Raw genomic sequence first — 25,742 nt, 5'->3', positions numbered from 1 at the left:
ATGTCGGCGGAATTGCTAAAAGGAGGTTGAGTTGCGCGGCTTAGTGAAATTTCTGTTTGATTTGAAAGGAGGTAAAACTACCGACATGGTAATTTTTAAAAAATCTCCGACAACCCCATTTGTATTGAAAGTGGTAATTATTCTTGTCATCAGTCTGTTATTGGTTTCATGTACTGCAAACGTGACCGTCAAACCCGAGGTCTCTTTGTCTAACAACCTTAATCCTATTATTGTCAGTGGTAATGTTGTTTATGAAGGGAATCCTAGCTATCTACCTGCAACAGTAGTACATAAAAGCGGCACAGATATAACCATCAGATATGAATATGCTGTTTCATATGATGGGACAGGAAAAGTGGAGATACTAACAGCATTTATACCAACAACCATTTTAGGAACCCCTACAGGTGGTGATGATGTCATTGCTGTTGGTAAATTAGAGCTAACAAAAAACCAATAAAATTATAAAGAGTTATGTCAGCGAAGTCATTGTTTCAAAACCTCGTAGTATATTCTTAGGGGGGGTTGATAAAACCGAATTACGGCGAATGGCACTAACAAGCCTGAAAGAGAACATAGAAATGCAGATGAATAATGACAACTCATTATTGACACAAATCAACTACTAATTGGAGGATTATATGAGATTTTATAAATTACTCTTACTCGTTCCTACTCTTTTCTTGGCAGCATGCGCAGCATCAGGTACACCCTTTCAAAGAATTTCAGATATTCCAAAAGACAAAGGTGTTGTATACGTATATAGACCGAACTCAATAATGGGTGGTGCAATTCATTATGATGTTCATGCTGCCAATGATGAAGTGATATGTGATTTAATCAGAAATGGATATTGCTTTTATTATGCAAAGCCTGGAGAGCTAGAATTGTGGGGAAAAACTGAATCAAAGAGTACAATAACTGTCGATATCAAAGCAGGGCAGGAGCATTTTGTTAAAGGCGGAATATCTATGGGCTTTTTGGTAGGCAGGCCTAATTTTACGACGGTTGACAATAAAACCGCCCTTGAAGAAATTGCTGAATGTGTTTTGCTTCCGAAACCGGTACCGGAAACACCGGTGGTTGCAACTCCGGTGGTAGAAAATAGCAAATGATGAAATGAAGTGCTGCCGGACGGAAATACAAGGACATCATACCAATTAAAGTCTGAGTTCAGGTATTTGCCCTTAGAGAACGGGGTGTTTCCGCAAGCACGGAAACACCCCGTTATTATCTTCACCGCTGTATCGGAGGAAGTTGGCCGGTCGCTACTTGTAATACCCTACTGCGCATACCTGATCCCCAACCTTGGTGACGTACGACTGCTTTTGTACCGGTTCGGTCGTTCCCGGGCGGGGCCACATGTACGAAACTTCTGCAATCGCTCCTTCCTTGGCGGCAGCGTAGATCTCCTTGCCAAGGGGCTTGCCGGCCTTGTCCTTCAGGTCTTTGAGGCTTTTCCCCACGAGTGAAGGATGCGCAGTGAAGATCCCATCAGGTCCGCCGCAGAATGGATAGAGGTCGCGGTCCTTGAACCCTCCTTCTCCTTTGCTGAACTTTGCCAGTGCCTCAGCTTTATTGGCTTTAAGGGCAGCGACTGACTTTTCGAGCATCGCTTTGGCCTCACCGGCCGTACCGAAATTGCCTGCAAAAACAGTTGCGACGGATCCGATCAGGAGGGCGGCTGTGGCAGCAAACAGAAAAAACCTTTTCATCATGTGCTCCTTTCCTTTATGGCAAGATGTCTCCCGCGTGGCGAGGCGAATATTCCCTTGTGGCCTATTCTCCGGATGCGCGTGACAATAACAATATTATATATGTTTTACAAGTATGAAATATTGCGACATCGAGCAAAAGATTGATATGTTATAAAATTAAATAATAGTGATATGTTACTGCAGTGCAAATTCACAAAACCTCGTTATATACACGGTATGGCAGATAGGGGCGGGAAACATGGAGGACGAGGTTGATTGGTTGGCTCGCATCGATACAGGGCATTACAAAGTGGAGCCGATAAAAATGATTTAAACGAATTTGCGTATTTGGAACGGTTCGTTAAGATTGACAGGAAGGCATTTGTCGACAGAGAAGGCGCCCTTGGCAAGGAGTGGAGCATTTTGAGATGAACAATATCACTACTCGAATCATAATCGGTTCCATCACGATTTTTGTTTCCCTTCTTATTGCCTGGCGGATAGGCCTCTGGCTGGAACCGGCGCCGGAAGAGAAAAGCGCGATTGTAACACGATCATCCGCGGCAAAAGAGCCGCCGTTCGCCAGCGGAAAAGTGCGGGAGAATCTTCCCTTTGAGTTGAGGAATGTCAAGGTTACGGATGGCGGGAGGAGTATCGAGGGCGTCGGTATCGTAAGGTTTGACATCGACCGCAGCGATATCAAACCAGCGGTTATTGCAATACTCAGAGTGATTAATGCAAAGTTCCCTGTGGCAAAGCAGATCGCCCTGAGTCTGACCCCATCCGTTGATTGCCCGGTCTGCAAAATTGCCGAAGCCAAGTACGACAACGGCAGGGTGAGGCTTGATTTCGGCACTCCCACCCTCAAGCAGATCGAGGAATCCAACAGCCGGATCGGCGTTCCGTCAGCTTCGGGCAAGGTCGAGGATCGCCCTCTTCTGTCTCGGCCCAATGGTGAAACCTTTGGCACCGGACTGAATGTCATGATAGCCATCGCAGCCGGCCGGAAGAAAAACCCGGGCATGAACGATGATCAGCTTCTTGATCAGGCATCCGCTGCTACAGGGCTTTCCTACGTGGTCGTAAAGCGCCACCGGGATTTCATGACCGCGTATTACTCGGGAAACGCCTTCGGGAGCGAGACCTTTGACATGTGAAGGAATAAAGGGTTGGTGGTAAACGGATGAAAAAAGAACAGCACAGCTCGGTGATTATCGCCCGGCAGGAACACGGGATCTCCCGCAAGCTCATGAGCCCGAACGCCCTGCGCGTCCTCTACCGCCTGAAGGACAACGGCTTTGTCGGTTATTTCGTCGGCGGCTGCGTGCGCGACCTCCTGCTCGGACGGGAGCCGAAGGATTTCGATGTGGTAACCAACGCCACGCCCAACGAGGTGAAGAGGATCTTCCGCAACTGCCGTCTTGTCGGGCGGCGGTTCCGTCTCGCGCACATCCACTTTCATGATGAGATCATCGAGGTGGCGACCTTTCGATCCCAGGCCCCGGACGATCCCGAACCCGAGCAGCTGGAAGCGGGCAAGCCGGAGCACCGGCAGCGGCACGTCCGGATGCTGCGGGACGATGATGGCATGATCCTGCGGGACAATGTCTATGGAACCCCGGAAGAGGATGCCCTGCGCCGCGACTTCACCGTAAACTCGCTTTCCTACAATATCGCCGATTTCTCGATCATCGATTACACCGGCGGCCTCGCCGATCTCAACGCCGGTATCATCCGCACCATCGGCGATCCCGATGTCCGCTTCCAGGAAGACCCGGTACGGATGCTGCGGGCGGTGCGGTTTGCCGCCCAGCTCGGTTTTACCATCGAGGAGCATACCCGGAAGGCGCTGGCCGCAGCCGCTGCTACCATTGTCAGGGCGGCGCCGCCGCGTCTCTACGACGAGATGCTCAAGCTGCTCCTCTCGGGGGAGGGGGCGAAGTGCTACGATCTCCTCTGCCAGACCGGGCTCTTTGCCGCGCTTTTTCCGGATTTTTCGAGCTGGCTCGGCGCCGAAAGCGAAGGTTTTCCCCACACCCGGTTCGGGGAAATGCTCGACTATGTCGATTCCCGCATCCAGCAGGGGGACAAGGTCTCCCAGCCGCTTCTCCTGGCGCTTATTTTCGGCGAGTACATCGATGAGAAGGCGGAGCGCTTTCGCAGGCAGGGCGCGCCCTGGCAGCAGAGCGTTAACGCCGCGGTGGCGGAGTTCATGGGCGAAACCTGCCCGGTCGTTATGATCGCGAACCGCGTCGGAATGGCGCTTCGCGACATCATCAGCCAGCAGATGCGCCTGAAAAAGATCCCCGGCCGCCGGCCCGAGACGTTCATCAGTCGTCATGATTTCAATGACATCATCGAATACTGCCGGGTCACCCGCGGCGACAAAAAGGAGGTCGGCAAACAGCTAGACTGGTGGGCGGCTCAGGCAGAGCAGCAGGCGCCGGTACCGGTGCCGCCCGAACTCATGAGAGAAACCGAGGCGTTGCCACGGAAGCGAAAGAGACGCCGCCGCCGGCGAAATCCGAATGCGAAAAGCGGTACGGAAGGGATATAGTCTCCAAATATGTCTCAGGGATCAGTCAAAGACCACCCGGTTACGGCCTGTCTGCTTCCCTGTATAAAGCAGCTTGTCAACCCGCTTCAATAGCGCCTCTATAGTATCGTCAGTCCTGATCCTGCTCCCCCCCATGGTCATGGTCACCTTCACCTGCTCACTGTTGTGCTGCAGATAGGAATTTTCCACCAGTACCCGCAACTTTTCTCCCACCATCCGGAACTGTTCTTCATTCACGTAACGGATCACTATCAGAAACTCCTCGCCACCCCAGCGTCCGGCCATATCATAGGGGCGCATGTTTCCTTCAAGTGTCCTCGATACAAGCTGCAGCACCTTGTCTCCCAGGTCATGACCGTAGGTATCGTTGAACTGCTTGAAATTGTCCACATCGGCAAACAACAGGCCGAAATTCATCTGATTTTCGCGAAACTCCACCAGGCTCGATTTAAGGATCATCTCCAGGTAGCGGCGGTTGGGGAGGCCGGTCAACTGGTCAATGAGAGCCGCCTTCTTGAGGTCTGCCAGCAACTGCTCATCGACATCGCGCCTGGGGTTTTCCCAGAAGACTTCCACTGCCCCCACCGGCTGGCCGGAAGCGTCACAGATAGTCGAGACGCTGATACTCACCGGAATCCGCTGCCCGTTCTTGTGATGAAGAAACACCTGGTCATTCTTGTGGCCGCAGTTTTCCTGGATGGCGGCCATCAGAGGGCAGCTGATTATGCAGAGCCCCTTGCCGCATTCATCAATATGCACCAGGATATTGTCGGAACATGAGCTGCCCAGGACCTCTTGGGCGCTGAAGCCGGTGATCCGTTCCGCCCCCTTGTTCCAGAAGGTAATCTTCCGGTTCTGGTCGACGAAATAGACCCCCTCGTACATTCCATCGACAATGCTCTTATATAGTTCGGTTTCATTCATGATTATTCCTTCTTAAAGAGGGCCGGTTATTGACTGCCTGCTCGACTTCCTGTTTCTCACCTGGTTGTTCCGGTCACACTCTCATGACCAGCCACCAGCCGGTGACCAGGATGTTGACCAGCGCCAGCGGGGTCAGGACTTTCCAGCCCAAATGCATCAGCTGGTCGTAGCGGAGTCGCGGCATGGTACCACGAATCCAGATGAAGAGAAAGGCGAAGGCGAACACCTTGCCCCAGAACCAGACCAGCGGCGGCAGGAGCGGTCCGTGCCAGCCGCCGAGGAAAAAGGTTGCGGCCAGGCCGCCGAGCACGACGATGTTGATGTACTCTCCCACAAAGAAGAGCCCGAACCTCATCCCGGAATACTCGGTATGGAACCCGGCCACCAGCTCCCCTTCGGCCTCCGGAATGTCGAACGGGATCCGCTTGCATTCAGCCAGGATGCTGACCAGGAAGATGATGAACGAGAGTGGCTGGTAGACGATGAACCAGCAGCCTTCCTGGGCATTGACGATCTCCGACAGCTTGAAGGAGCGGGCCAGCATTACCACCGGCACCAGCGAGAGCCCCATGGAGAGTTCGTAGGAGATCAGCTGGGCCAGCCCCCGGATGCTCCCGAGCAGGGCGTATTTCGAGTTGGAGGCCCAGCCGCCGAGGGCCACGCCGTAGACCGCGATCGAAGAGAGCGCCAGGAAGACCAGCAGCCCGATGTTCAGGTCAACGATCTGCAGCGTCACCTCAAATCCCATGATGGTCACCGGCGCGCCGAACGGGACTATTGCCAGGGTCATGATCGCCGGGATGGCGGCCATGGCCGGCGCCAGGTAGAAGATCCACTTGTCGGCCCCAAGCGGCCGGAAATCCTCCTTGGTGAGCAGCTTGATCAGGTCTGCCAGCGGCTGCAGCAGCCCGAGCGGTCCGACCCGGTTCGGCCCTTTACGATCCTGGACCCAGGCGAGCAGCTTCCGCTCGGCAAAGACCAGGTAGGCTGCCAGGGTCAGGACCGCGAACAGGAGCAGGGCGATCTTGGCCAGGATGACGGCAATATCGAGGGAGATAATGCTCATAGGGTCTGCACCCTGATCCCAGGCCCTTCCGGGTCGATATCGGCCAGGGGCTCCCAGCGGCCGGAATAGGGGGATGGCGCCGGCTCGCCCGTAATCCGGCCAATTATGGCGGCGATGATATCGGCCCCTGGCCGGGGCAGGCCGCCGGGCGGCTCGCTGCTATGCACCCGGGGAGGATGGAATGCCGGGTCGAGCCCCTTGACCGGCAGGCCGGGGCGCATTACCCGCCGGAACCGCTGCGACCGCCCCTCGTTGTTGATAAAGGTGCCGTCCATCTCGACCCAGGGAGTTGCGGGAAGAAATACCGCTGCCCGGGATACGGCCGCAGAAGGGCGCCAGTCGGCTGTTGCCAGCAGCGTGATATCAGCGGGGAGCTGCTCCGGCGAGTCCGGCTCAAAGCAGATGATTCCATTGACCCTGCCGCTGCTGATCGCCTCTTCCAGGGGAACTGTTCCGTGCTCATGCGCCAGCAACGCCGTGGCAAAGCTGTTGGGACCGGTAAACAGCACGGCAATCCTGGCGCCGGGAGCCGACGCCAATACCGGCAGTATCCGATCTGCCCCGGTTACAGAGCAGATGATCACCGGCTGTTTCGCCGCGGCAAGCGGGATTTCGGCCAATGACCCGGCACTGGTGTACTCAAACGGCAACTGGTCCGATGGCGCATCGACCAGGAAGACCTTTGCCCCGCGGCGCCATCCCTGCCGCACTGCCAGGGCCATCATCGGCCCGGCTTCGAGCAGGTTGCAGCCGGTAATGACGATGCAGTCGCTCTGCGCAACGTCGCTCATCGAGGCGCTACGCTCCCCTGACAACAGCGTTACCGCCGCCATCGCCTCTGCCTGCTCCGTTGCGCCGGCGTAAAAGCTGAGCGAACAACCGAGGATTCCGGCAAGCTGTATCAGCAGCAGGTTTCCTTCCAGGGTCATCCGGGAAGAACCGGCCAGTGCGATGCTTTCGGAACCGTTCAGGGCCCGGAACTCCCTGATCCTGATCAGCAGGTCGTCGATCGCCTCGTCCCAGGCCGCTTCCCGGCCGTCCACCAGAGGCAGCCGCGGCCGATCCGGATCGTTGACCCCGATGGTGCCGAATCGCCCTCGATCGCAGATGAACCAGCCGTTGACCTGGTCGTTTCTCCGGGCAATTATCTTCAGCAGCTCCCGGTACCGGGCCGCCGGCGTGGTATTGCACCCAAGAGAGCAGTGCGGGCAGATGGACGGCGCCATGTCGTAGTCCCAGTACCGAGCCCGGAACCGGGCCGTCTTGTCGGTGAAGACACCGGTGGGGCAGATGTCCACCAGGTTGCCGGAAAAGGGGGATTCGAGCGGGCCGTCGTGGAACCGGCCGAAATAGACCCTGGCCGCGCTCCCCATGACCCCGAAGTCGTCTCCGCCGGCAAACTCCTGGTAGAAGCGGGCGCAGCGGTAGCACTGGATGCAGCGGTTCATCTCGTGCTCGATATGCGGGCCGAGATCCTGGTTCCGGTGGGTCCGTTTCCTGCCGTCGTAACGCCTGATACCGTGGCCGCCGGCAATGGTGAAATCCTGGAGGAGGCATTCCCCGCCTTCGTCGCAGACCGGGCAGTCGTGCGGGTGGTTGATCATCAGCCACTCGATGACATGGCGCCGCATGGCCACTGCTTCGCTATCGGTTGTGGAGACCACCATCCCGTCTGCCGCCGGGAGCATGCATGACATCTGGATACCCTTGACCGGCCCTTCCAGCAGTTTGACGGCGCAGACCCGGCAGGCGCCCGCCTTGCCGAGCGCCGGATGCCAGCAGAAGTGGGGGATCCGGATGCCGATGCTTGCGGCCGCTTCCAGGACGCTGGTGCCGTCCGGGGCAATGACCGGTATGGAGTCGATGATCAGTCGCGGCATTCTTCCTTGTGCTCCCCGTTTGCCGAGCAGCGGCAAGAGCTGTTCCTGGCGGCGAATTTTTCCTCGTACATCCGCTTGTCGGCTAGTTTCAGCGCCGCGGCCATCTCCCCCTGCTGCTCGGCAGTTGCGAGCCCGTATGCCATGTGGACCTGCAGGTCGCTCCGGTTGCGTTGAATCGCTTCCTTCTTCCTGATCCGTTTCAGTACGGTCTCGGCCTCATCGTAGCGGGTAAACGGCAGGATGACGGCAAATTCGTCGCCACCGATCCGGGCCGCCACGTCGTCGGCCCTGACCCCGGCGCGGATGATCTCGGCAGCGGCCAGGATCAGGAGGTCGCCGGCCTCGTGGCCCTGGGAGTCGTTGACCTGCTTCAAGCCGTTCAGGTCAGCGATGATGATGCTGGACGGGATCTGACGGCTCCGGTCGAGCCGGGCCAGCTCCTCATTGAAGTAGAGCCGGTTGTATAAACCTGTCATCGGGTCGTGGTTGCTCAGGTACCGGAGCAGTTCCTCAACGGTTTGTTTCTGCCTCAGCGATTCGATCATCTTGTTGAACGATGTGGAAAGCTCGCCGAGGAAATCGACATGCTGGTCGAGATCGCCGGCTGCCACCTGGCTCGTCTGCCAGACCAAGTGGCGCAGGCTGGCATGGAGCTGCTTGAAAGGGGAGATGAGCAGGTTTCGCGGCGGCGGTTCCACTTCCAGGTTACCGTTGGCCAGGGCCGCAAGGAAGGTGGCGGCCTCTTTCTGCGCGGTTATCAGCCGGTTGCAGGCGTGACAAAGCTCCCTTGCCTCAGGCGATATCTTAGCCGGGATCTCGATCGGGTCAGGTGTCTCTCCGGAAAGCAGGGCCTCGATCCGCTCCCGGCAATGCTTGATGATGTCGGCGCTAGTTGCCATTGTCACCGACCTGATCGGCAAGGGTCACGCTGAAACGGCAGGTTCGGTCGCCGGTTGCCCAGCAGTCCACCTCTTTGGCCGCAAAGGCTTTTCCGGTGTATCTGCCGAGCACGCCGGCAATGAAACCTTCGTCGTATTCGCAGACCGCTGCTCCGGTTACCGGCAGCCCGGAACAGTCCAGGTCCTCGCCAACAGTGAGGGTGAAATTCATCTGTTCCAGATCGGCCTTTTCGATCCGCAGGATACCGACCCCCAACTCCCGCAGCTTTTCCTGCAGTTCGGCAATAAACCCGTTGAAATCCTGGCTGCAGTTCAGCATATTCGCGCAGAACTCCTCGCCGGCACGCAGTCCGGCAGTCCGCAGCAGGTCGGAAGCCTTGTCGTGGCCGTATTCCCGGCAGATCATCTCCCTGAGGGTGTATTGCATCAGCCGGTAGACAGCCAAATGCATCATCGGGCCGAGGTGCGGCCTCCCCAGGGCAATGTCACCGACCTGTTTCCAGTTGAATCGACAGCAGCAGCCATCAGTTCCCATGAACTCCTCCCGGTCTGTTTGGTCTGAAAGGGCATTGTTTCTTGATGATATGTTCCTGCAGCTCTTCCTTGAAATGCTTCAACAGTCCCTCTACCGGCCCCATTGCGCCCGGCGCCAGCGGACAGAAGGCGTAGTTCAGATAGTTCAGGTGCTCGGCCAGGATTTCGATATGTTCGTCGAGACCTTCGCCGTTCTCGATGCTTTCCAGCAGGTGGACCACGTACGGCAGCCCTTCACGGCAGGGCGTGCACCAGCCGCACGATTCGCGGCTGTAGAACCGTCCTAGGTTGAGCGTGGCTGCCACCATGCAGGTCGTCTGGTCAAAGACCACGATGCCGCCGGTGCCGAGCCGCGACCCGGCCCTGGCCACGGTGTCGAAATCCAGCGCCAGGTTCCAGTGGTCACGGGTCAGGTACGGCGTGGAGGCCCCGCCCGGCAGGCAGGCCTTGAATGAACTCTCGGCACGCATCCCGCCGCAGTGGTTGTCAATCACCTCGCCGAGCGTGGTACCGAGCGGCAGCTCCAGGCAGGCCGGGTTCCGGACATGGCCGCTGACGCAGAACAGCTTGGTGCCGCTGGCCTCCGGGATCTTTGCCAGCCCCTTGAACCAGGCGGCGCCATTGGCGACGATATACGGAATATTGGCAAGGGTCTCCACGTTGTTGACCACGGTCGGCCGCCCCCAGAGCCCTTTCACCGCAGGGAAGGGTGGCTTGGACCTTGGATTGGCCCGCTTCCCTTCCAGTGCGTTCATCAGTGCGGTCTCTTCGCCGCAGATATACCGCCCGGCCGACTGGTGGACGTCCAGATGCAGGGAAAAGCCGGAACCGAGGATGTTTTCGCCCAGCAGCCCTGCTGCCGCTGCCTCGGCGATTGCCCGCCTGAGATTGCCCGCACCCTGCTCGTAACCGCGGCGGATAAAGACGAAGGCATGATTCACGCCGAGGCTGTAGGCGGCCAGCGCCATCCCCTCCACCAGGGAATAGGGGTTGGCCTCCAGCAGCAGCCGGTCCTTGTAGGTGCCGGGCTCCATCTCGTCGCAGTTGCAGATCAGATACCGCCCCGCCAGGTCGCGCGGCACGAACGACCATTTCTTGCCGGTCGGGAACCCGGCGCCGCCGCGCCCGCGAAGGCCGGAGTCGATCACGGTCTGCTGGACGTCAACGGGCGACATCCCGGCCAGCGCCTTCCTGAGCGCTTCGAATCCCCCCTCGTCGCGGTATTCCCCAAAGGTGACGCACCGGCCGGGGCGGTTATGGCGAAAAAGCACCTGTTCCATCACTCGATCAGCTCTTTCAAAACCACGGCATTGTTGTGTTCTTCGTCTTTGGCTGCATAGAGCAGGGTCACGGCCCCTTTTTGCGCAATATTCCGAAGCCGTGTCAGGATATCTTCGTGCCCTGCCAGCTCCTGGCGGTAGCGGCCCCGGAATTCGTCCCACCTGGCCGGATCATGGCCGAACCACTGCCGTAGTTCATTGCTCGGCGCGATCTCCTTGCACCATTCATCGATGCGGGCCGCTTCCTTTGCCACCCCCCGCGGCCAGAGTCGGTCCACCAGGATACGGATGCCGTCTTCCGCTTCCGGCTCGCTATAGACGCGCTTGATTCTGATCATGGTTCATCCTCAATTGCCGGCAACATATGGCTCAGTCAAAGGTCCGGATGATGTAGCCGGCAATTGCCATGGCATCCGCGTCGGAAAGCTGTTTGGCTGCAAAGCTCGGCATCCCCTGGCCGCCGCGGCGCATCTTGGCCACCAGGTCCTTTTGAGTCCGCAGCCCGTTTGCCTCGCGGTACAGGCGGAACAGCGGCCTGCTCGGATATGTCGGGTTGTCCCCCTGGTAGTGGCAGCTGGAGCAATGGCGGTCGAACAGCGCCTTGCCGTCCGTTGCTGCGGCAACCGTTGCCCAGAGCAAGAGGCATGACGCCATCAGGACGATTCCTTGTGGTTTCATGTCCGCTCCTTTGCCATTATCTGCTCTGCCAGTTCCGGTGTCACCAGCCCGTACAGGGTGTCGCCGATCATCAGGGTCGGCGCCTCCCCGCAGTTGCCGAGGCAGCAGCAGGGGAGCAGGGTGAACATGCCGTCCATCGTGGTCTCGCCGGGCTGCACTCCCAGATGGCGTGCCAGGTGGGCCATGAGCGTTTCCCCCCCCATGGCCCAGCAGGAGATGGAGTCGCAGACATGGATCACCCGCTTCCCCACCGGACGGCGGTACAGCATCTCGTAAAAGGTCGCCAGTTCGTCCACCTGCAGGGTGGAGAGCCCGAGCAGTTCCCCTGCCTCAGCAACCGCCTCGTCGGTCACCCAGCCGTAATGGGCCTGTAGCATCTTCAGCACATCCACCGCCGCCTCCCGCGGGGTGACGGCTGAGGCGATGCGGTCTGTCAGTTCGGTCTTCAGCGATTCAGGAATCATATCTAAAAACTATCATCTATTGGCAGATGAGCAACCGCTGAAGCCGCAAATGTTCTTGCGATTGCACCGTGTTCGTTAAGTAGCGGATATTTTAAATGGTATTTTCCGGTTGTAATAGGGGAGAGGGTGGTGTAAAAGGCGGATAGGCTAGGATTACTGGCGGTTAATCTGCCTGTCTGCCTGGGTTCACTTTCAGGTAATCATTTGCCGGTTACTGTATACAAGTAACTTGCTTCCCATATCGGCAACTAGTAACTTAAATCGGGAAACCTACTAACAAAGATTTGGGCCGATAAAGATTCGGAGAATACAAGAGATTATTGAGGGATTATGGGTAACAAGGGTAAAGCCTTATTTGCTTCTATTTTAGGGTTAATAGCCATGCTCGGATTTGGTTATCAAGATGTTGGAGCAATGACATTAACTAAACTGTCATTTTTTGCCGCTTCAATATCAATCCCCTTAATGGTGGTAGTGTGGAAGTTCAAGGCGACTTTATCGAAGGCACCGAGAGCCCTAGTTCCAGTTGGAATTGTAATAGGTGCAATTATGTCAAGATTTCTTAGCCACTACAGCAAAACAGCTTTGATTCTATTTGCAATTACCCTAGGCATAATGATGGTTTTTCTATGCTTGGTATCTTCTGATAAGGAATTAGAAGAAAAATAGATGATTCTATGTGACTTAAAACCTACCGGCACGTAGCGTGTTGCTACCAATAAATCATGCAGAGGCCAACCCGCGGCGGCAGACCGTCTCCGCTTCGCTCCGCGGCTGCGCCCCGAGATGTTATGCCGCCTTCTTTCGTTGCTGTTCCATTACCGCCCGGAGAATGCTGTTGACCCTGGTCTGGTAACCTGTGCCGTCTTTTTTTAGCCAATCGAGAGCAAGGCTGCCTGGATATTGACATCCGGCGCTATCATATGAACATTAGCCCCTGATTCGGAGTGAGGAAGAGGGATAATCTCGTTATCTTCCATTCTTGATTGCAGAGTAAGATCCAACACTTCTATGGCGTTATAATGGGCTTCTTCAAGGGTGTCACCTTCACTTATGGCTTCAGGGAAGTCATGGAAGGTAATTGTGTATCCGCCTTCGTCGGCAGGATCAAATATGGCAGGATATTCGATTTTCATTTTAGTTTTACCCCCGGCTCTTCGTCCACATTGTTTACCAATTCAACTCACCTGTCCAGATCCGCCAGCACGAAATCAATCGATCCGATGATCGCCAGGAAGTCCGCTACCAGCCACCCCTTGCTCATCAGCGGCAGCGCCTGGATATGAGGGAAGCTCGGGGTCTTGATCCGCACCCGGTACGGGATGTTGAGCCCGTCCGAGACCACGAAATAGCCGTTCTCACCCTTGGGCGCCTCTATCGCGCTGTAGTTCTCCCCTTTGGGCGGCGCCATCCCCCGCGTCGAGTTGACGAAATGATGGATCAGTGACTCGATGTCGTGCAGCGTGTCCCGTTTCTGCGGCAGCACATAGCGGTAATCGTCGGTGATCCAGCGGCCGGGAGGCATCTCCTTCCAGCACTGCCGGACGATATGCAGCGATTCCCGCATCTCGGCCCGGCGCACCAGGTAGCGGGCCCAGCAGTCGCCACCTTCGGCAGTCGGCACCTCGAAATGGAAATGCTCATAACCGTTATACGGGATCTTCTTCCTTAGGTCCCACTCCATGCCGCAGGCGCGCAGGTTCGGGCCGGACAGCCCCCATTCGATGGCATCCTCTTTTGAAATTACCCCCACACCCTGCAAGCGCCTCTTGAAGATCGGGTTCTCCAGCAGCAGATCGTCATACTCCTTGAGCCGGGGCGGCATCCAGGCCAGGAAGTCGGCCACCAGCCGCTCCCAGCCGTCGGGTAGGTCTTCCGTTACTCCGCCGATCCGGAACCAGGCCGGATGCATCCGGCCGCCGGTGATCATCTCCACGATGTCGAAGATCTTCTCCCGGTCGGTAAAGGTGTAGAAGACCGGGGTCATGGCGCCGATGTCGGCGGCAAAGGTGCCGAGCCAGACCAGGTGGTTGGCGATTCTAAACAGCTCGGCCAGCATGACCCGGATGGTGACGGCCCGGTCCGGCACCTTGATGTTGCAGAGCCGTTCCACGCTGTTCACGTAGGCCAGGTTGTTCTGCACCCCTGCCAGGTAATCGATCCGGTCAGTGTACGGTATGAACTGGTTCCAGTGCTGGCGTTCAGCGATCTTTTCCGCACCGCGGTGGTGGTAGCCGATATCGCTGTCCATATCGACGATCTCTTCGCCGCTCAGCTTGAGCATGAACCGGATGATGCCGTGGGTGCCGGGGTGCTGCGGTCCGAGATTCAGGATCATGGTCTCGTCGTCGATCCGGTCGAAATAGTCGCTGGCCGGCAATGCCTGGTGGCGCCGGGCATCGTCGGTGGTGTAGGGCGCCATCTCGGTGGCCCGGAACGGGTGCCCCTTGCGGAGCGGGTGCCCCTCCCAGTCGTCCGGCATCAGGATTCGCCTGAGGTTTTGGTGGCCGCTGAAACCGATGCCGTACATGTCGAACAGTTCCCGCTCGTACCATGAGGCGGCCGGAAAGACCGGGGTCACGCTCGGCAGTTCCGGCTTCTCTCCTTCGAGTTCCACCTTGAGCCGGATATGGCCTGGGATGTCGAAATTGAGCAGGTGGTAGTTGACCGTGAAATCCTTGTAGCGCGCCCGTTCCTGACGGCAGGAGTCGTCCACTGCGGCGATATCCTCCAGTCGTTTGAACGGCGCGCTGCTCCGCCCCTTCAGGTGCTGGAGGACATCCGGGAGCAGTTCCGCCGGGACGCGATAGGTGAGCATGTCGTTGGCACTGTTGTCCCTGGTCACCCGATGGTTGAACGCCAGCTCAAGTTCGCTCGTCATGCCGAAATCCGGATAGTCGTGCCTGGCAGCGGGCGGGCGCCAGATCTCGTCGGAGCGGGGGAGCCACGGCCTGGGGTGGCCGACCGACACGCCGCGGATTGCGGTACCGGCCATGCCGGGACCGCGGGTGTCGCAGCTCTTTGTATCACCATCGACCAGCACCGGCGTCACGGTCCCCTGAGTGCCACACTGCATGTGCAGCACCGGCCTTGCCGGCCGCTCATCAGCGCGGATCTTTTCCTGCAGCAGCATCAACCCCTGCATGAACGCCTCGGGGCGCGGCGGGCAGCCCGGCACATAGACATCCACCGGTATGATCTGGTTCACCCCTTGCACCACGCTGTAGACGTCATACATGCCACCGGAGTTGGCGCAGCTCCCCATGGAGATCACCCAGCGCGGCTCGGCCATCTGCTCGTAGAGCCTGAGGATGGAGGGTGCCATCTTCCGGAACACCGTGCCGGCGATCACCATCAGGTCGGCCTCGCGCGGCGTCCCTCGCAGCACCTCGGCCCCGAAGCGCGAGATGTCGTGGCGGGAGGTGAACGAGGTCATCATCTCGACAAAGCAGCACGACAGGCCGAAAAACATCGGCCAGAGCGAGTTGGCGCGCCCCCAGTTGATCAGGTCGTCAAGGGAGGTGAGCAGAATGTTGTCCGGGATTTCCTGTTTCATGGATTCTTTCGAGTACCCCGTTCCCTAGATGGTCCCCAATCCAAGCCGCCCTTCAACCATACCCACACCAGCCCCAGTAGCAGCGCAACGATGAAGAACGTGATATGAAACATCCCCACCAGGCCGAGCAGGTCCCAGACCGTAGCCCAGGTGAGGATAAAGGCCGTTTCCACATCAAAGACTATGAAAAAGATGGCCACCAGGTAAAACGGTATGTATTGGGCAATGCGGGCCGAGCCGCTGGGTATGATGCCTGATTCGTAGGGGAGTTCCTTGTTGCTGCTGCCGGTCTTGGCGCCGAGCCACCAGGCCGCTCCCAGCAGCACGCCGACAACTATGACGGTTATCGACCCGTAGGCGGTGAGAGCGAAAATTTCATGGTTGCCGGTCATAACACTCCCGGGATGTCGGCGCGTTCGGTAGTTGTCACATCCTGCCGATCCTGTCGTTGCCGAACAGAACCCCTTGATTCAAGATTACCGCTGCCGGTCGCCATGTCAATTGAGGTTACGGCCGAAAGAATGCCGGAGAAAAACGAGAGGATTATTGGTTGACATTGAAATGAAAAAAGGCTAAAAAGTACGTCGCTCGGTAACGAGTTCAAGCAAGGCGACGTGGCCAAGTGGTAAGGCAAAGCTCTGCAAAAGCTTCATTCATCGGTTCAAATCCGATCGTCGCCTCCAAAAAGTCAAGGGGTAAGCATTCAACTGCTTACCCCTTTTTTTGTGTCTCCCTGGCCGCAACCAGGTTTGAAGGTCATATCCTCAGGAACAGCACTCGCCGCCCGATGCCCGCAGATTCCGCTCCCGCAGCCATTCATTGATAATCCCCGAGGCACAGCCGACCCCGGCTTCCACCCTGATCGCCTTGACCGGGCAGTTGCGGGCGCAGGCGCCGCACTCCATGCAGGCATCCTTGTCGATGAGCGCCGCCTTCCTGTTTTCTACGCTGAACACCTGATGGGGGCAGACCTCCAGGCATCGGCCGCAGCCGATGCAGGCGGCTTCATCGAGTTCAAGCGTCGCGACATTGTTCAGGTACCGGAAACCTTTCACTCTGAACTCCTTCCTTATTGAAACCTGCCGATCAACAGCAACAGCAGGCTTAAAACCAATGCTCCGCCCATTGCGGGGAGGCTCAGCCGCATCTCTTTTTTTACCCCGGTACGGGAGGTATAGGTCGAGCAGCCGGTGAAATTGAGGGTGTAGAAGGCGCTGATCGCCGGCAACCCCAGGAATACGGCAACGGTTTCGGCGATATTCCAGCTACTGCCGCCGGCGATCATGTACCAGGCCAGGCTCCACAATATGCCTGCTGCCGCCCCTTTGACGGCAAAGCTCTTGCCCGGTAGCCAGGGGAGGAGCATCGGCCCGACCGCAACCCCGGTCAGCATCGCCCCGAGATACGCCGCGCCGAACTTGATTCCCGCTGCAGTCCCCCCCGCAATCAGGCCGATAATGAACAGGGCCAGAGTTGTCAGCAGCGCGGTGCGGAGGCTGGTCACCAGCTCTACCGGCACCAGGATCAGCCGCTCATAAAACGAAAAGGTCAACTGCCGCATCTCCCGGGTGGTGATCATCCCGTTATCCAGAAATTGCGGCAGGTCGTCGGCCCTGATCGTCGCATAGGTTATGGTGAACCCGGTCTCCCTGGCCACCTCATGGGCTGCGACTCCCGGCGCACCCAGGATCGGCAGCAGCAGCCTCCGGTGGTTCACCACCTTGGCCAGTCCGCTGTCATTGATCCGCCTTACCAGTTCATCGGTGCCGAATGTCCCCTTGCCTGCGGCGCACCAGACATTGATCCCGAAGGTCTCCAGCACCAGCAGCCAGATATTGTGGCCAGCCAGGGCCTGACGGACGATGTCGTAGGTCATTTTGTAGTTGCTGGTCACTACGACCGGGTCATCGCCGGACGGGGAACCGATGGCATAAAGCCCCGGAGGCACGATGAAGTTCATCCGGTTCAGCGCCCACCGCGCCTTGCAGGCGCCGAGATGGTCGATGAATGAGAGTTCGGACCGTATCTGCGGCACTCTTCCAGTTGCTGTCGTCAGCCAGCCGAGAAAACCCGGGACGTTTTCGTCTATTTCGCCGCCGGTTACTGTTGCCGCAGGACCGCAGCAGGGGGGCTTTGCATCTGCTTTTTGATCCGATGCCGCACAATTTGACGATGTTTGGGGGGAAGGTTGCGTTGCCGGTCTGCAACAGGGAGTCTTTACCGCAGTTTGACGAGGCGCCGGTGCGCAGCAGGAAGGCTTTGTCTGACCCTTGTTGCCGGGAGGGGAGCAGCCGCACCCTGATGTCGAGCCGCTGTCGATGCTTCTGATGTTCTTGATATTCATAACTTACCCATTCCGTTATTCACTGCTCTGCTTTATTGCGCCCCATCTGTAGTCTGATTTTAAATTGACAAACTGGGAATAAATAAGTTGCAAAATGCAATATAGTAATTGGCCTTCAGCAGCAGGTTTTGGTTACGGCATCGTTCAGCAGTTTGAGGGAACTGGTGACGGTGATTCGTTCAAACTCGGTCATGGCGGAGAATATCTGCTCGATTTTCTGTTCCATGAAGCGATCGATCTGGGTCAGTACCTGCAACCCCTTGTCGGTCACCTTGAGCAGGTTTACCCTGCGGTCGCCGGGTGATACCTCTTTGGCGATCAGTCCCCTTGTTTCGAGGGTTTTGACTTGCCTGCTGAAGGTGGTGATGTCGATCCCCAGTTCTTCAGCCACCTGCTGCATGGAGGGGTTTCCGGCCCGGCGCACCTCAAAGAGGATATGGCTCTGAACGATCGATACATCCTCGCCGCAGCAGCTGTCGCAGCATGATGCGTTCAGCAGGCCGAAACGGCGGGTGAATATCTGCAGCTGTTCTCTGACGGTTTCCATCTACGATCTCCTTGGGATGAAAATAATATTATAATTTGCAAAATGCAAGTAAAAAATATTGCAAAGTGCAAGATACGCACGAAATCTTCTCATCCGGTTCGTGGGAGTCAACAGGTTGGAGCTGTCCGGGATCTGTCAGTCTATTTCTATTCAGTCGTTTTCGGCGTGAGTGCCGCCTGCTCCGGGACGATCTTGACGAACGCGTTCCGGCAGCGGCTGATTGCCCCTGCCAGCCAGTCTGCCTCATCTTCCTGGTGGGAATGGAGCAGTTCCCGGTGATATTTGAGGAGCAGGGTTTCGACCTGGGTCACGTCGCTCTCCTCCATGTCCCTGATCTCCACGCCCGCGCCGCGGGCCAGACGCCGGCGCAACGCCTCGCGATCCAGCCCCATATCCGGGTCGAGGTAGCAATAGACTGTGCCGCCGGTCATGCCGGAACAGAACCAGGGGCCGGGGTCGCCGAGCACCACGACCCGGCCGGCAGTCATGTACTCGCAGGCAAACCCCTTGAGATTGGAGCGGCCGGCGATGTTGCCGAGCGAGTCGTCCAGCATGGCGCGGACCCTGCCACCGAGCACGACATCTGCGCCGGACAGGCGGATGCAGGCCCTGCTGTCGGCATCCCCCTGGATGATGAAGGTCCCCCCCTGCGCGCCATAGGCGAGCCCCTTGCCCACCGAGCCGCCGACCCGCACCCCGTTGCGGTTCTCACCCTTGAGGATGACGATCTTGCCGCCGCGGGTCGATTTCCCCACGCCGTCCTGGGCACCACCTTCGACGCGGATGGCAATATTCGGGATGGTGAAGGCGCCGAGGCCGTTGCCAGGGATCGAGTCGCGGTGGAAATGGAGCAGCGCTTCGCAAGCAAGTGCGAACCGGTTGTCCTGCCACCCCCTGACCATGGTGCCGGCCAGGTGGGTGCCGATGGCCCGGTCCGAGCTGGTGGCGTTGTCGTCGTCGTAACGGACCCGCTCCTCGCTCCGGCTGAAGGCATCGGCCACCAGCCCCGAGATCAGGGAGGTGAGGTAATTGAGCGGCTTGCGGATGATCCGGACATCGTTTTCCATCTGGCTCATGTCGCCGGGTTCGGCAGGGGCGAGCAACCCCCCCAGGTCGAGCCGGTCCAGCCCCCTGGCCTGGGTCAGGAGTTCGGCGCGGCCGACCAGGTCCTGGGTCCGGCGGAATCCGAGCTTGGCGGTGAGGATCTTGATCTCGCGCGCCATCCCCCGGAAAAAGGTGGTCTCATAGATGACGCCGTTTTCCAGGACGCGCGGCACGAACCGTTTCAGCCCCCTGGCCTCGGCCTCCTCCTGGGTCTCGATCTGCGAGGCGATCCCCACGTGGCAGGTCCCCAGATGGCAGCCGCGGCAGACCGTGCAGCCGATCACGACCATGGCCATGGTGCCGAAACCGACCCGGTTGGCCCCGAGCAGCATCAGCTTGATCACGTCCCTGCCGGTGCGGGCCCCGCCGTCCGCCCAGATCTCCATCCGGTCGCGCATCCCGGCGTCGGTGAGCGCCCGGTGCGCCTCGCGGACGCCGATCTCGGCCGGCAGGCCGACAAACTTTATGGCATGCTTGCGCGCGGCGCCGGTGCCGCCGTCATAGCCGCTGATGGTGATGATGTCAGCCCCGGCCTTGGCAATGCCGAGGGAAATGTTGCCGATCCCGGCCACTGCCGGCACCTTGACCGAGATGCGGGCAGTTGGGTTGGCGGTGCGGAGCTCCTCGATGATCTGGGCCAGGTCCTCGATGGAATAGATGTCGTGGTTGTTCGACGGCGAGATCAGCGACACCCCCGGGGTGGCGTGCCGGGCCGCGGCGATCTTTGCCGTCACCTTGAACCCCGGCAGATGCCCCCCTTCGCCCGGCTTGGCCCCCTGGCCGACCTTGATCTCCAGGAAGTCGGCCGAATTGAGGAATTCCATGTTGACCCCGAACCGTCCCGAGGCGATCTGCTGCCCCCGGTTCTTACGGTATTTCGCGAGCATGTCGGCGATCTCCCCCCCTTCGCCGTTCATGCAGACGATGTTGAGCCTCCGGGCCGCCTCAGCGTAGATGCGGAACGGGGTCTCACCCTGGGAGCCGAAGCTCATGGCCGAGATCAGGATCGGCAGATCGTGGTTGCCTATCGTGGTGTCCACATCAGCCGGATCTACCGCCAGCTCCCCCTTGAAGCGGATATCGATCAGGTGGCGGATGGCCAGCGGGTTCTCTGTTTCCAGCTGCTGGATTGTCTTGGAGAGGTCGGCATAGGTCTCCTCCATGCGCGCCACCTGGCCGACCAGTTTCCAGATACGCGGGTAGAGGCGGAACTGGACCGGCACCGGCTGCTTGTCCCTGCTCCGGGCCACGAGGTTGCGCGAACGGTTCTCCTGCTCCAACTGGCCGATGGTCAACCCACCGGTGTCGCTGCCGCAGAAGTTGGGCGTTTCAAAGATCCGTGCCAGCTCGGTAGACAGGCCGATGGAGGCGAAATACTTGCCGTAGCCGCCAATCTCATGGGTTCCCATGGTTGATATGACCTTTTGCAGCCCCTTGGACAGCACGGTCATGAGGTTCCTCACCCCGCCTGCCTCGGTAGCTGCCTGTTCCCACATCAGGTAGGGGCAGAGGGCATCGGCCCCCATGCCGAGGGCAAAGATCAGGTCGTGAAGATTCCTGAGCGCCCCGGAGCGAAACACGAGCGAGGTGCGGCGCCGCAGGCAGGCGCCGTTCTCCGGACCGGTCTCCTTGAGTGCCTTGTGCAGGACCGCCACTGCCAGGAACGGGTCGAGAAAACTGCGGGGATGGGTGAACGCCATGCTGTCGTCCAGCACAATGATCCCCACCCCGCGGCGGACCGCGGCCACCGCCTCGGCTTTTAGGCGGTCCAGGGCCTGCTGCAGCGATTCGCCCCGCCCCATGGTGCAGGAGAGGCTGCGGCTGCGGCGACGGCCGAAGCGGGTCAGCAACGACTCCAAGCTGCAGGTGCCGAACTCTGCGGCAAGGGGCGACTCGTCTTCGGAAGCGGAAAGCCGGCTTCCGCCGAGAAGAAGCGGCAGTTCCAGCGCCATCGCCGGCAGGGCCGGGCCTCGCAGGGTGGGCCTGGGGCCGAGATAGACTCTGGTGGAGAACAGTTCCGCCTCGCGTTCCTGATCAATGGCCGGGTTGGTCACCACCGCCACCTGCTCCTTGAAATAGTCGGCAAGGTTCTGGCGGGAGAGGGCAAGGGCGGCCAGCGGCCCGTCATAACCGAGCGAGGCGATCGGGTCCTGGCCGCTCCGTGCCATTTCCCGCAGGTTCTGCTGGTCGCTCGACTTCCAGGCAAAGGCCGAGAGCAGGTTCTCCTGGAGAAACCGGCTGTTTTTCTGCCAGACCCGCTCATGGCGCCCGCTATCGGCCGCTAGCAGCTCGCCCGGCTTGAGCAGGCTTTTTGCCCGAGCCGCCAGGTTGGTCCTCTTGCGGAACAGCTCCAGCACCTCCAGCCGAAGTTCATGGTGCTCCAGGAACTTCGGCTCCCGGCCGGGGACCAGCCGTACCCCGATCTTTTCCCCCGGCGCCAGCGCCTTGGGATCGCTCATGACCTCCTCATGGGGGACCACCCCGAGCTCGGACGAGGCGAACAGTTCCCGGTCCGTCTCCCCGACCCAGAGGGGGCGAAGCCCCATGGCATCGACGCTGAACACGCACCGGTCGCCGTAGCGGGCGATGATGGCGGCCGGCCCCTGGGCGCTCGCCTTGAGGAAGCGCCGGAACCAGCCGTACATCGCCTGCAGATCCGGCGGCATCCGGTCCATGATGCTGAACACCGGCGGGAACACCAGTTCCATCGCCTCGAACAGGGACAGCCCGTACCTGCAGATCAGCCCTTCCAGGGTCCGGTTCAGGTCCTGGGAGTCGCTGCCGCCGGCAGGCAGGGTAATCCCCATCATCCGGGCCTCTTCACGCAGCCGGGCGATGGTGTTGATCTCGCCGTTGTGGCCGATGAGCGAGAACGGCTGGGCGCGCAGCACCGTCGGGAGGGTATTGGTGGAATAACGGCTGTGGCCGATGGTGACCGCGGACTGGAACTCGCGCCGCTTCAGCTCCGGGTAGTAGCGGGACAGGATCTCCGGCGCGCCGTGGACCTTGTATGCCGTCACGTCGGTGGAGAGCGAGGCGACATGGACCGGGAACTCCTGCTCCAGCTGCACCTGGAGGGAGAAGAGGCGGCAGGCTGCCTGGCGCGGCTCCGGACAACGGAGCCCTACCTGCCACAAAAGCGGTTCGCCTGCCCTGGCCCGTTTGGCCAGCACTTCGCTGCGCACCTGAGCGGGGCGCTCCACCAGGACCTCCAGCCCGGCAGAGCGCATGGCCTGGAGGATGGCGGCCTGCAGCTCCGGATGACGGTCCAGGTCGCTTTTTTCAATCAGGATATGGCCGATGCTAAAGCCGGGATCATTAACTAATTCAGACGACAACCCGGCGCCGTCAAGGATTTCGCCCCAGATCTGGCGCGGAATATCGGTCAGGATGCCGCAGCCGTCACCTTCGCCGTTTATCTCCCCAGCCCGGTGCCCCATCCTGATCAGCGCCTCGATGGTACGCTGCACATTGCCGTGGGTGGGGCGGCCTTCCTTGTTGATGTAGCAGATGATGGCACACGCATCCCTCTCCTCGGGCATCAAGCCGGAAAGGTCTTCATCGGAACGTAGCATGGCGCTCTCCTCAATCGGTGGCAAGCCGGTTGGTGTAATATGGTCTCTTATTCAATTAATAACCAAGGCTGGGGAATTGGCAAGGAGCCGGGCTCTTTATTTCCGGTGGCGAGGCATCTTGTTCCGGTCAGGTGGTAATGGGCTACACTTGCCCCCTGTCAACGTTGTTGCTGGTGCAACAACGTTGCTCAATGAAATACGAAGCCAACTATTTGAATACAAAGGTAAGCGGTGCAATAAGCCTGTTTGGTGGAAAAATCGTTTACATGGGTTCGTGTCGCCCTGTATGTGGCTAACTATCCGGTTTTGCAGGAGGTTGTGATTGTTTTGCAGTGGGTATGATTTTAGCTGTTAAACATCTATGAATAGGCTGCCTGGCTGCCTTGCTGGTTAAAGAGATGGAGGTATGACTTATGTTGACCAAGAGAATGTTGCTGCTGTTGCTGGCAATAACACTTCTGATCGTATTCGGGCTGTTCAAGGCCACACCCAATGCGGAAATAAACGCTCGCTTCGATGGCCCTGAATCCGGCACTATCGTCAAATAACCCCCGATTTACCGCCTCTTTTTTCGATTATTCCCTCTCTAAGTAATTACCTCTTCATCTGCTCCGTATGCTGCGAGCGGTGCCTGTTCACAGCATCCGGTAGTGCCCGGCAAGGGCGCGGTAGCTGCGCAAGGCATCGAGATACCGGGCGTCCTCGCGGTAGGTCGCCGGGTAAACGGCCGGCACCCGGCAATGGTTGAGGTCGCGGTCAACGTTGACAAAGGTGAAGAGGCACGAGTTGGATAACGCCTTGCTCGTGCGGTCGCGGCTGATCCGCTCGATGCCGGTTTCAACGCAGACAAAAGATTCGTCGGTGTAGACCACCCTGCTGGTGAAGTGCAGCTTGTCGCCGAGCCGTACCGGGTGGAAGAAGTTGATGCGGTTGACTGCGGCGATAACCGAGCGGTCCGGGGCCACCAGTTCGGAGCAGATCGCCGAGAGCTCGAAGGCGCGGCGCATCAGATAGCCGCCGAAGATCCGGCGCGGCACATATTCCTGCTCGGGATACATCCGTTCCCAGGCATCGGTTACCAGCGCTGCAGCCCGATGGCCGTTGAAGGAGGGCTCTTCCTGGGCGCGATGGAGTCCGTCGAGCAGGGCATATTCCTCGACGCTCGGCGGCTTCAGCAGCGATTCCTGCTGACGGCGATACTCCTCGCGGCCGGCCATGGCCTTGGCGGCACGTTCCTTCTCCTGGCCGGTGACATACTCCAGCGGCGGCAGCGGCAGGCTTTCCCCGGCCTCGGGGCCGCCGCGCGCCACCATCGTGAAATAGCACGAGGCAATATGATTGGTGGTCTCGCCCGGCTGCTCGACCCGGATACCGATCTCAAGCGATGACCGTCCCACGTGGTTGATCCGCGCATGGCAGACGACGTCGCGATTAACGTCCGCCACGTGGCGCACCACGATGTTGTCGATGGCTGCCGTCACTACGCGTCCTTCGGGATGCGTGCGGCGCACATAGGCGAGCGCGGTCTGCTCGGCCAGCAGGTCAAGCTCCTCAAGCAGCAGCCCGAAGCGAAAATTCCCGCGAATCGGCTCGTCAACCACCATGAAGCGCCGGCGCAGCGCTGTGTCGCTCCCCAGGGGGAGGGTATGGGAACAGGAGGTCTCGAATGGGGTCATCTGATACTCCTTTTGGCGTGGCGCCGTGCTGCGCCGCACCTCTGTCCATTATGCCACAGTCTATATATCCATAAATCAATTATGGAGACGCACCCCTCAAGAATCACCCTTTTTATCGCAACAAAGTCAGTGAATAAAGCTGAACATGGTTTTTGGTTCCCGTTCTGGGGGGGGAATGGTTCCTTTGCCATGTTCAACCAGCTTCATAAGCCAGGCCATGTTCTTCCCCAAGACCCGCATTATCTGCACCCCCTCAAGGTCCTGAACCACTTCCCCCGGGGTTCGGCCATGGATCACGTTCCAATAGTTCGAGGTTGGAATCAGCATTTCAGCGTAGTTCAGAAAGTTGTTCAGTTGATTAAATGTCGGCAATCCACCGGAACGCCGTACAGCAACAACTGCTGCGCCCACCTTGTGACGGAGCATGCTGTCATTTACGCCGGTTACGAAGAACGCCCGGTCCAGGAACGATTTCATTGTGCCACCGATTGCGGAATAATGCACTGGCGAGCCGATAATGATTCCGTCAGCCTGCTTCATCTTCTGAACCCATTCATTGATCTCGTCAGCCAGCGCACACTGCTCATTCTTGTTTTTTACGCACTGGTAACAAGCGATACAACCTCTGATTGCCTTGTTTCCGACCTGCACGATCTCGGTCTCGATCCCAGCGGCTTCGAGCTCTGTCGTCACCATCTTCAGCGCATTCCAGGTATTTCCTTCTTTGTTGGGACTGCCATTGAACGCTACAACTTTCATAACCTCTCCTTTGCCGTATGAGCCCGCAAATGACGGTGGAATCCGGCTGAGTTGTTGCCAGTGAATGCGCAATTTTAGACCGGCTTTTCATCGGTGTCAAAGCCAATATCAGGGTTTTCTCCCGAGCTGAATTGCCCATAAAAAAACCGGTTGACATGTCCGGAGAAACGAGATAAAACAATAATAACTATAGTAATGGTAG

Annotated in this window: 25 protein-coding genes, 1 tRNA gene and 1 pseudogene; 7 read left to right on the top strand and 20 right to left on the bottom strand. The window is 58.6% G+C overall.

Going from position 1 to position 25,742, the window contains the following annotated elements; all coding sequences use genetic code 11:
* Nucleotides 1-31: 31 nt before the first annotated feature.
* Nucleotides 32-460, top strand: a complete 429-nt coding sequence (locus OR1_RS12750) for a hypothetical protein (protein ID WP_152609881.1) — start codon at nucleotides 32-34, stop codon at nucleotides 458-460.
* 181 nt (nucleotides 461-641) lie between these two features.
* Nucleotides 642-1,115: a DUF2846 domain-containing protein gene (locus tag OR1_RS21650; RefSeq protein ID WP_082002936.1), complete on the top strand. Its 474-nt coding sequence runs from the start codon at nucleotides 642-644 to the stop codon at nucleotides 1,113-1,115.
* 153 nt (nucleotides 1,116-1,268) lie between these two features.
* Here the strand turns inward: OR1_RS21650 and OR1_RS12740 are convergent, their stop codons facing one another.
* Nucleotides 1,269-1,715, bottom strand: coding sequence for a cache domain-containing protein (locus OR1_RS12740; protein WP_202812053.1), 447 nt, complete (start codon nucleotides 1,713-1,715; stop codon nucleotides 1,269-1,271).
* Between the two features lie 410 nt (nucleotides 1,716-2,125).
* On the opposite strand from OR1_RS12740, the gene OR1_RS12735 reads away from it, so the two are divergent.
* Together OR1_RS12735 and pcnB are read left to right on the top strand one after the other, a co-directional pair.
* Nucleotides 2,126-2,854, top strand: a complete 729-nt coding sequence (locus OR1_RS12735) for a hypothetical protein (RefSeq protein WP_041972243.1) — start codon at nucleotides 2,126-2,128, stop codon at nucleotides 2,852-2,854.
* 26 nt (nucleotides 2,855-2,880) lie between these two features.
* Nucleotides 2,881-4,254 (top strand): polynucleotide adenylyltransferase PcnB, encoded by a 1,374-nt coding sequence (pcnB, locus tag OR1_RS12730; protein WP_041972242.1) that lies wholly within the window; start codon nucleotides 2,881-2,883, stop codon nucleotides 4,252-4,254.
* Between the two features lie 21 nt (nucleotides 4,255-4,275).
* Here pcnB and OR1_RS12725 read toward each other — a convergent pair whose 3' ends face one another.
* From OR1_RS12725 to nuoE, 9 genes are all read right to left on the bottom strand, one after another.
* Nucleotides 4,276-5,178 (bottom strand): sensor domain-containing diguanylate cyclase, encoded by a 903-nt coding sequence (locus OR1_RS12725; RefSeq protein WP_041972241.1) that lies wholly within the window; start codon nucleotides 5,176-5,178, stop codon nucleotides 4,276-4,278.
* 73 nt (nucleotides 5,179-5,251) lie between these two features.
* Nucleotides 5,252-6,244, bottom strand: a complete 993-nt coding sequence (gene nuoH / locus OR1_RS12720; RefSeq protein ID WP_041972240.1) for an NADH-quinone oxidoreductase subunit NuoH — start codon at nucleotides 6,242-6,244, stop codon at nucleotides 5,252-5,254.
* Nucleotides 6,241-8,124, bottom strand: a complete 1,884-nt coding sequence (nuoG, locus tag OR1_RS12715) for an NADH-quinone oxidoreductase subunit NuoG (RefSeq protein ID WP_041972239.1) — start codon at nucleotides 8,122-8,124, stop codon at nucleotides 6,241-6,243. Before nuoG ends, nuoH begins: the two co-directional genes overlap by 4 nt.
* On the bottom strand, nucleotides 8,112-9,023 hold the full coding sequence (locus OR1_RS20915) for a GGDEF domain-containing protein (RefSeq protein WP_052440436.1): 912 nt from the start codon (nucleotides 9,021-9,023) through the stop codon (nucleotides 8,112-8,114). The genes nuoG and OR1_RS20915 overlap by 13 nt, the downstream gene beginning before the upstream one ends.
* Nucleotides 9,013-9,558: a V4R domain-containing protein gene (locus OR1_RS12705; RefSeq protein WP_041972238.1), complete on the bottom strand. Its 546-nt coding sequence runs from the start codon at nucleotides 9,556-9,558 to the stop codon at nucleotides 9,013-9,015. Before OR1_RS12705 ends, OR1_RS20915 begins: the two co-directional genes overlap by 11 nt.
* Entirely contained in the window at nucleotides 9,548-10,837 is a 1,290-nt protein-coding gene (gene nuoF / locus OR1_RS12700; protein ID WP_041972237.1) for an NADH-quinone oxidoreductase subunit NuoF, read from the bottom strand. Before nuoF ends, OR1_RS12705 begins: the two co-directional genes overlap by 11 nt.
* Complete coding sequence (locus OR1_RS12695; RefSeq protein WP_041972236.1) at nucleotides 10,837-11,175, bottom strand: DUF488 domain-containing protein; 339 nt, start codon at nucleotides 11,173-11,175, stop codon at nucleotides 10,837-10,839. The genes nuoF and OR1_RS12695 overlap by 1 nt, the downstream gene beginning before the upstream one ends.
* 31 nt (nucleotides 11,176-11,206) lie before the next feature.
* Complete coding sequence (locus tag OR1_RS12690; RefSeq protein ID WP_041972235.1) at nucleotides 11,207-11,515, bottom strand: cytochrome c; 309 nt, start codon at nucleotides 11,513-11,515, stop codon at nucleotides 11,207-11,209.
* On the bottom strand, nucleotides 11,512-11,979 hold the full coding sequence (gene nuoE / locus OR1_RS12685; RefSeq protein WP_041972234.1) for an NADH-quinone oxidoreductase subunit NuoE: 468 nt from the start codon (nucleotides 11,977-11,979) through the stop codon (nucleotides 11,512-11,514). The genes OR1_RS12690 and nuoE overlap by 4 nt, the downstream gene beginning before the upstream one ends.
* Nucleotides 11,980-12,309: 330 nt before the next feature.
* On the opposite strand from nuoE, the gene OR1_RS12680 reads away from it, so the two are divergent.
* Nucleotides 12,310-12,648 carry a hypothetical protein gene (locus OR1_RS12680; RefSeq protein ID WP_041972233.1) on the top strand — a complete coding sequence of 113 codons (339 nt, stop codon included), beginning with the start codon at nucleotides 12,310-12,312 and terminating at the stop codon, nucleotides 12,646-12,648.
* Nucleotides 12,649-12,768: 120 nt separating this feature from the next.
* On the opposite strand, the pseudogene OR1_RS22070 reads toward OR1_RS12680, so the two are convergent.
* The 4 genes and pseudogenes from OR1_RS22070 to OR1_RS12665 all read right to left on the bottom strand — a co-directional run.
* Nucleotides 12,769-12,834, bottom strand: a pseudogene (locus tag OR1_RS22070) (hypothetical protein); the annotation flags it as partial.
* Nucleotides 12,835-12,851: 17 nt separating this feature from the next.
* Complete coding sequence (locus tag OR1_RS12675; RefSeq protein WP_041972232.1) at nucleotides 12,852-13,115, bottom strand: type II toxin-antitoxin system HicB family antitoxin; 264 nt, start codon at nucleotides 13,113-13,115, stop codon at nucleotides 12,852-12,854.
* Nucleotides 13,116-13,162: 47 nt separating this feature from the next.
* A complete protein-coding gene (locus tag OR1_RS12670; RefSeq protein WP_041972231.1) occupies nucleotides 13,163-15,535 on the bottom strand; it encodes an NADH-quinone oxidoreductase subunit B/C/D in 2,373 nt (790 codons plus the stop codon).
* Nucleotides 15,532-15,927 (bottom strand): NADH-quinone oxidoreductase subunit A, encoded by a 396-nt coding sequence (locus OR1_RS12665; protein ID WP_041972230.1) that lies wholly within the window; start codon nucleotides 15,925-15,927, stop codon nucleotides 15,532-15,534. Before OR1_RS12665 ends, OR1_RS12670 begins: the two co-directional genes overlap by 4 nt.
* Before the next feature lie 216 nt (nucleotides 15,928-16,143).
* On the opposite strand from OR1_RS12665, the gene OR1_RS12660 reads away from it, so the two are divergent.
* Nucleotides 16,144-16,218 (top strand) — tRNA-Cys (locus tag OR1_RS12660).
* 81 nt (nucleotides 16,219-16,299) lie between these two features.
* Here OR1_RS12660 and hgcB read toward each other — a convergent pair.
* The 4 genes from hgcB to OR1_RS12640 form a co-directional block, all read right to left on the bottom strand.
* Entirely contained in the window at nucleotides 16,300-16,590 is a 291-nt protein-coding gene (gene hgcB / locus OR1_RS12655) for a mercury methylation ferredoxin HgcB (protein ID WP_041972229.1), read from the bottom strand.
* A 14-nt stretch (nucleotides 16,591-16,604) separates the two neighbouring features.
* On the bottom strand, nucleotides 16,605-17,879 hold the full coding sequence (gene hgcA, locus OR1_RS12650) for a mercury methylation corrinoid protein HgcA (protein WP_264175422.1): 1,275 nt from the start codon (nucleotides 17,877-17,879) through the stop codon (nucleotides 16,605-16,607).
* Nucleotides 17,880-17,994: 115 nt separating this feature from the next.
* Nucleotides 17,995-18,426, bottom strand: a complete 432-nt coding sequence (locus OR1_RS12645) for a MarR family winged helix-turn-helix transcriptional regulator (RefSeq protein WP_041972228.1) — start codon at nucleotides 18,424-18,426, stop codon at nucleotides 17,995-17,997.
* A gap of 146 nt (nucleotides 18,427-18,572) precedes the next feature.
* The gene (locus tag OR1_RS12640) at nucleotides 18,573-23,105 is read right to left on the bottom strand and encodes a glutamate synthase-related protein (RefSeq protein ID WP_041972227.1); all 4,533 of its coding nucleotides are present in this window, start codon (nucleotides 23,103-23,105) and stop codon (nucleotides 18,573-18,575) included.
* 413 nt (nucleotides 23,106-23,518) lie between these two features.
* Here OR1_RS12640 and OR1_RS23030 point away from each other — a divergent pair, with 413 nt between their 5' ends.
* Nucleotides 23,519-23,653, top strand: a complete 135-nt coding sequence (locus OR1_RS23030) for a hypothetical protein (RefSeq protein WP_272946197.1) — start codon at nucleotides 23,519-23,521, stop codon at nucleotides 23,651-23,653.
* Nucleotides 23,654-23,740: 87 nt separating this feature from the next.
* On the opposite strand, the gene OR1_RS12635 is transcribed toward OR1_RS23030, so the two are convergent.
* Nucleotides 23,741-24,781 (bottom strand): hotdog domain-containing protein, encoded by a 1,041-nt coding sequence (locus tag OR1_RS12635; protein WP_041972226.1) that lies wholly within the window; start codon nucleotides 24,779-24,781, stop codon nucleotides 23,741-23,743.
* A gap of 126 nt (nucleotides 24,782-24,907) precedes the next feature.
* Entirely contained in the window at nucleotides 24,908-25,540 is a 633-nt protein-coding gene (locus tag OR1_RS12630) for a flavodoxin family protein (protein WP_041972225.1), read from the bottom strand.
* Between the last annotated feature and the right edge of the window lie 202 nt (nucleotides 25,541-25,742).

It is taken from the genome of Geobacter sp. OR-1 (assembly GCF_000813145.1).
Taxonomy (GTDB): Bacteria; Desulfobacterota; Desulfuromonadia; order Geobacterales; family DSM-12255; genus Geoanaerobacter.
This window is presented reverse-complemented; position numbering and strand designations above follow the sequence as displayed.

Excerpts from the sequence above, each read along its gene's own strand:
- OR1_RS21650 (WP_082002936.1), top strand. The coding sequence starts at position 642 with ATGAGATTTTATAAATTACTCTTACTCGTTCCTACTCTTTTCTTGGCA.
- OR1_RS12740 (WP_202812053.1), bottom strand. The coding sequence starts at position 1,715 with ATGAAAAGGTTTTTTCTGTTTGCTGCCACAGCCGCCCTCCTGATCGGA.
- OR1_RS12735 (WP_041972243.1), top strand. The coding sequence starts at position 2,126 with ATGAACAATATCACTACTCGAATCATAATCGGTTCCATCACGATTTTT.
- pcnB (WP_041972242.1), top strand. The coding sequence starts at position 2,881 with ATGAAAAAAGAACAGCACAGCTCGGTGATTATCGCCCGGCAGGAACAC.
- OR1_RS12725 (WP_041972241.1), bottom strand. The coding sequence starts at position 5,178 with ATGAATGAAACCGAACTATATAAGAGCATTGTCGATGGAATGTACGAG.
- nuoH (WP_041972240.1), bottom strand. The coding sequence starts at position 6,244 with ATGAGCATTATCTCCCTCGATATTGCCGTCATCCTGGCCAAGATCGCC.
- nuoG (WP_041972239.1), bottom strand. The coding sequence starts at position 8,124 with ATGCCGCGACTGATCATCGACTCCATACCGGTCATTGCCCCGGACGGC.
- OR1_RS20915 (WP_052440436.1), bottom strand. The coding sequence starts at position 9,023 with ATGGCAACTAGCGCCGACATCATCAAGCATTGCCGGGAGCGGATCGAG.
- OR1_RS12705 (WP_041972238.1), bottom strand. The coding sequence starts at position 9,558 with ATGGGAACTGATGGCTGCTGCTGTCGATTCAACTGGAAACAGGTCGGT.
- nuoF (WP_041972237.1), bottom strand. The coding sequence starts at position 10,837 with ATGGAACAGGTGCTTTTTCGCCATAACCGCCCCGGCCGGTGCGTCACC.
- OR1_RS12695 (WP_041972236.1), bottom strand. The coding sequence starts at position 11,175 with ATGATCAGAATCAAGCGCGTCTATAGCGAGCCGGAAGCGGAAGACGGC.
- OR1_RS12690 (WP_041972235.1), bottom strand. The coding sequence starts at position 11,515 with ATGAAACCACAAGGAATCGTCCTGATGGCGTCATGCCTCTTGCTCTGG.
- nuoE (WP_041972234.1), bottom strand. The coding sequence starts at position 11,979 with ATGATTCCTGAATCGCTGAAGACCGAACTGACAGACCGCATCGCCTCA.
- OR1_RS12680 (WP_041972233.1), top strand. The coding sequence starts at position 12,310 with ATGGGTAACAAGGGTAAAGCCTTATTTGCTTCTATTTTAGGGTTAATA.
- OR1_RS12675 (WP_041972232.1), bottom strand. The coding sequence starts at position 13,115 with ATGAAAATCGAATATCCTGCCATATTTGATCCTGCCGACGAAGGCGGA.
- OR1_RS12670 (WP_041972231.1), bottom strand. The coding sequence starts at position 15,535 with ATGAAACAGGAAATCCCGGACAACATTCTGCTCACCTCCCTTGACGAC.
- OR1_RS12665 (WP_041972230.1), bottom strand. The coding sequence starts at position 15,927 with ATGACCGGCAACCATGAAATTTTCGCTCTCACCGCCTACGGGTCGATA.
- hgcA (WP_264175422.1), bottom strand. The coding sequence starts at position 17,879 with ATGAATATCAAGAACATCAGAAGCATCGACAGCGGCTCGACATCAGGG.
- OR1_RS12645 (WP_041972228.1), bottom strand. The coding sequence starts at position 18,426 with ATGGAAACCGTCAGAGAACAGCTGCAGATATTCACCCGCCGTTTCGGC.
- OR1_RS12640 (WP_041972227.1), bottom strand. The coding sequence starts at position 23,105 with ATGCTACGTTCCGATGAAGACCTTTCCGGCTTGATGCCCGAGGAGAGG.
- OR1_RS23030 (WP_272946197.1), top strand. The coding sequence starts at position 23,519 with ATGTTGACCAAGAGAATGTTGCTGCTGTTGCTGGCAATAACACTTCTG.
- OR1_RS12635 (WP_041972226.1), bottom strand. The coding sequence starts at position 24,781 with ATGACCCCATTCGAGACCTCCTGTTCCCATACCCTCCCCCTGGGGAGC.
- OR1_RS12630 (WP_041972225.1), bottom strand. The coding sequence starts at position 25,540 with ATGAAAGTTGTAGCGTTCAATGGCAGTCCCAACAAAGAAGGAAATACC.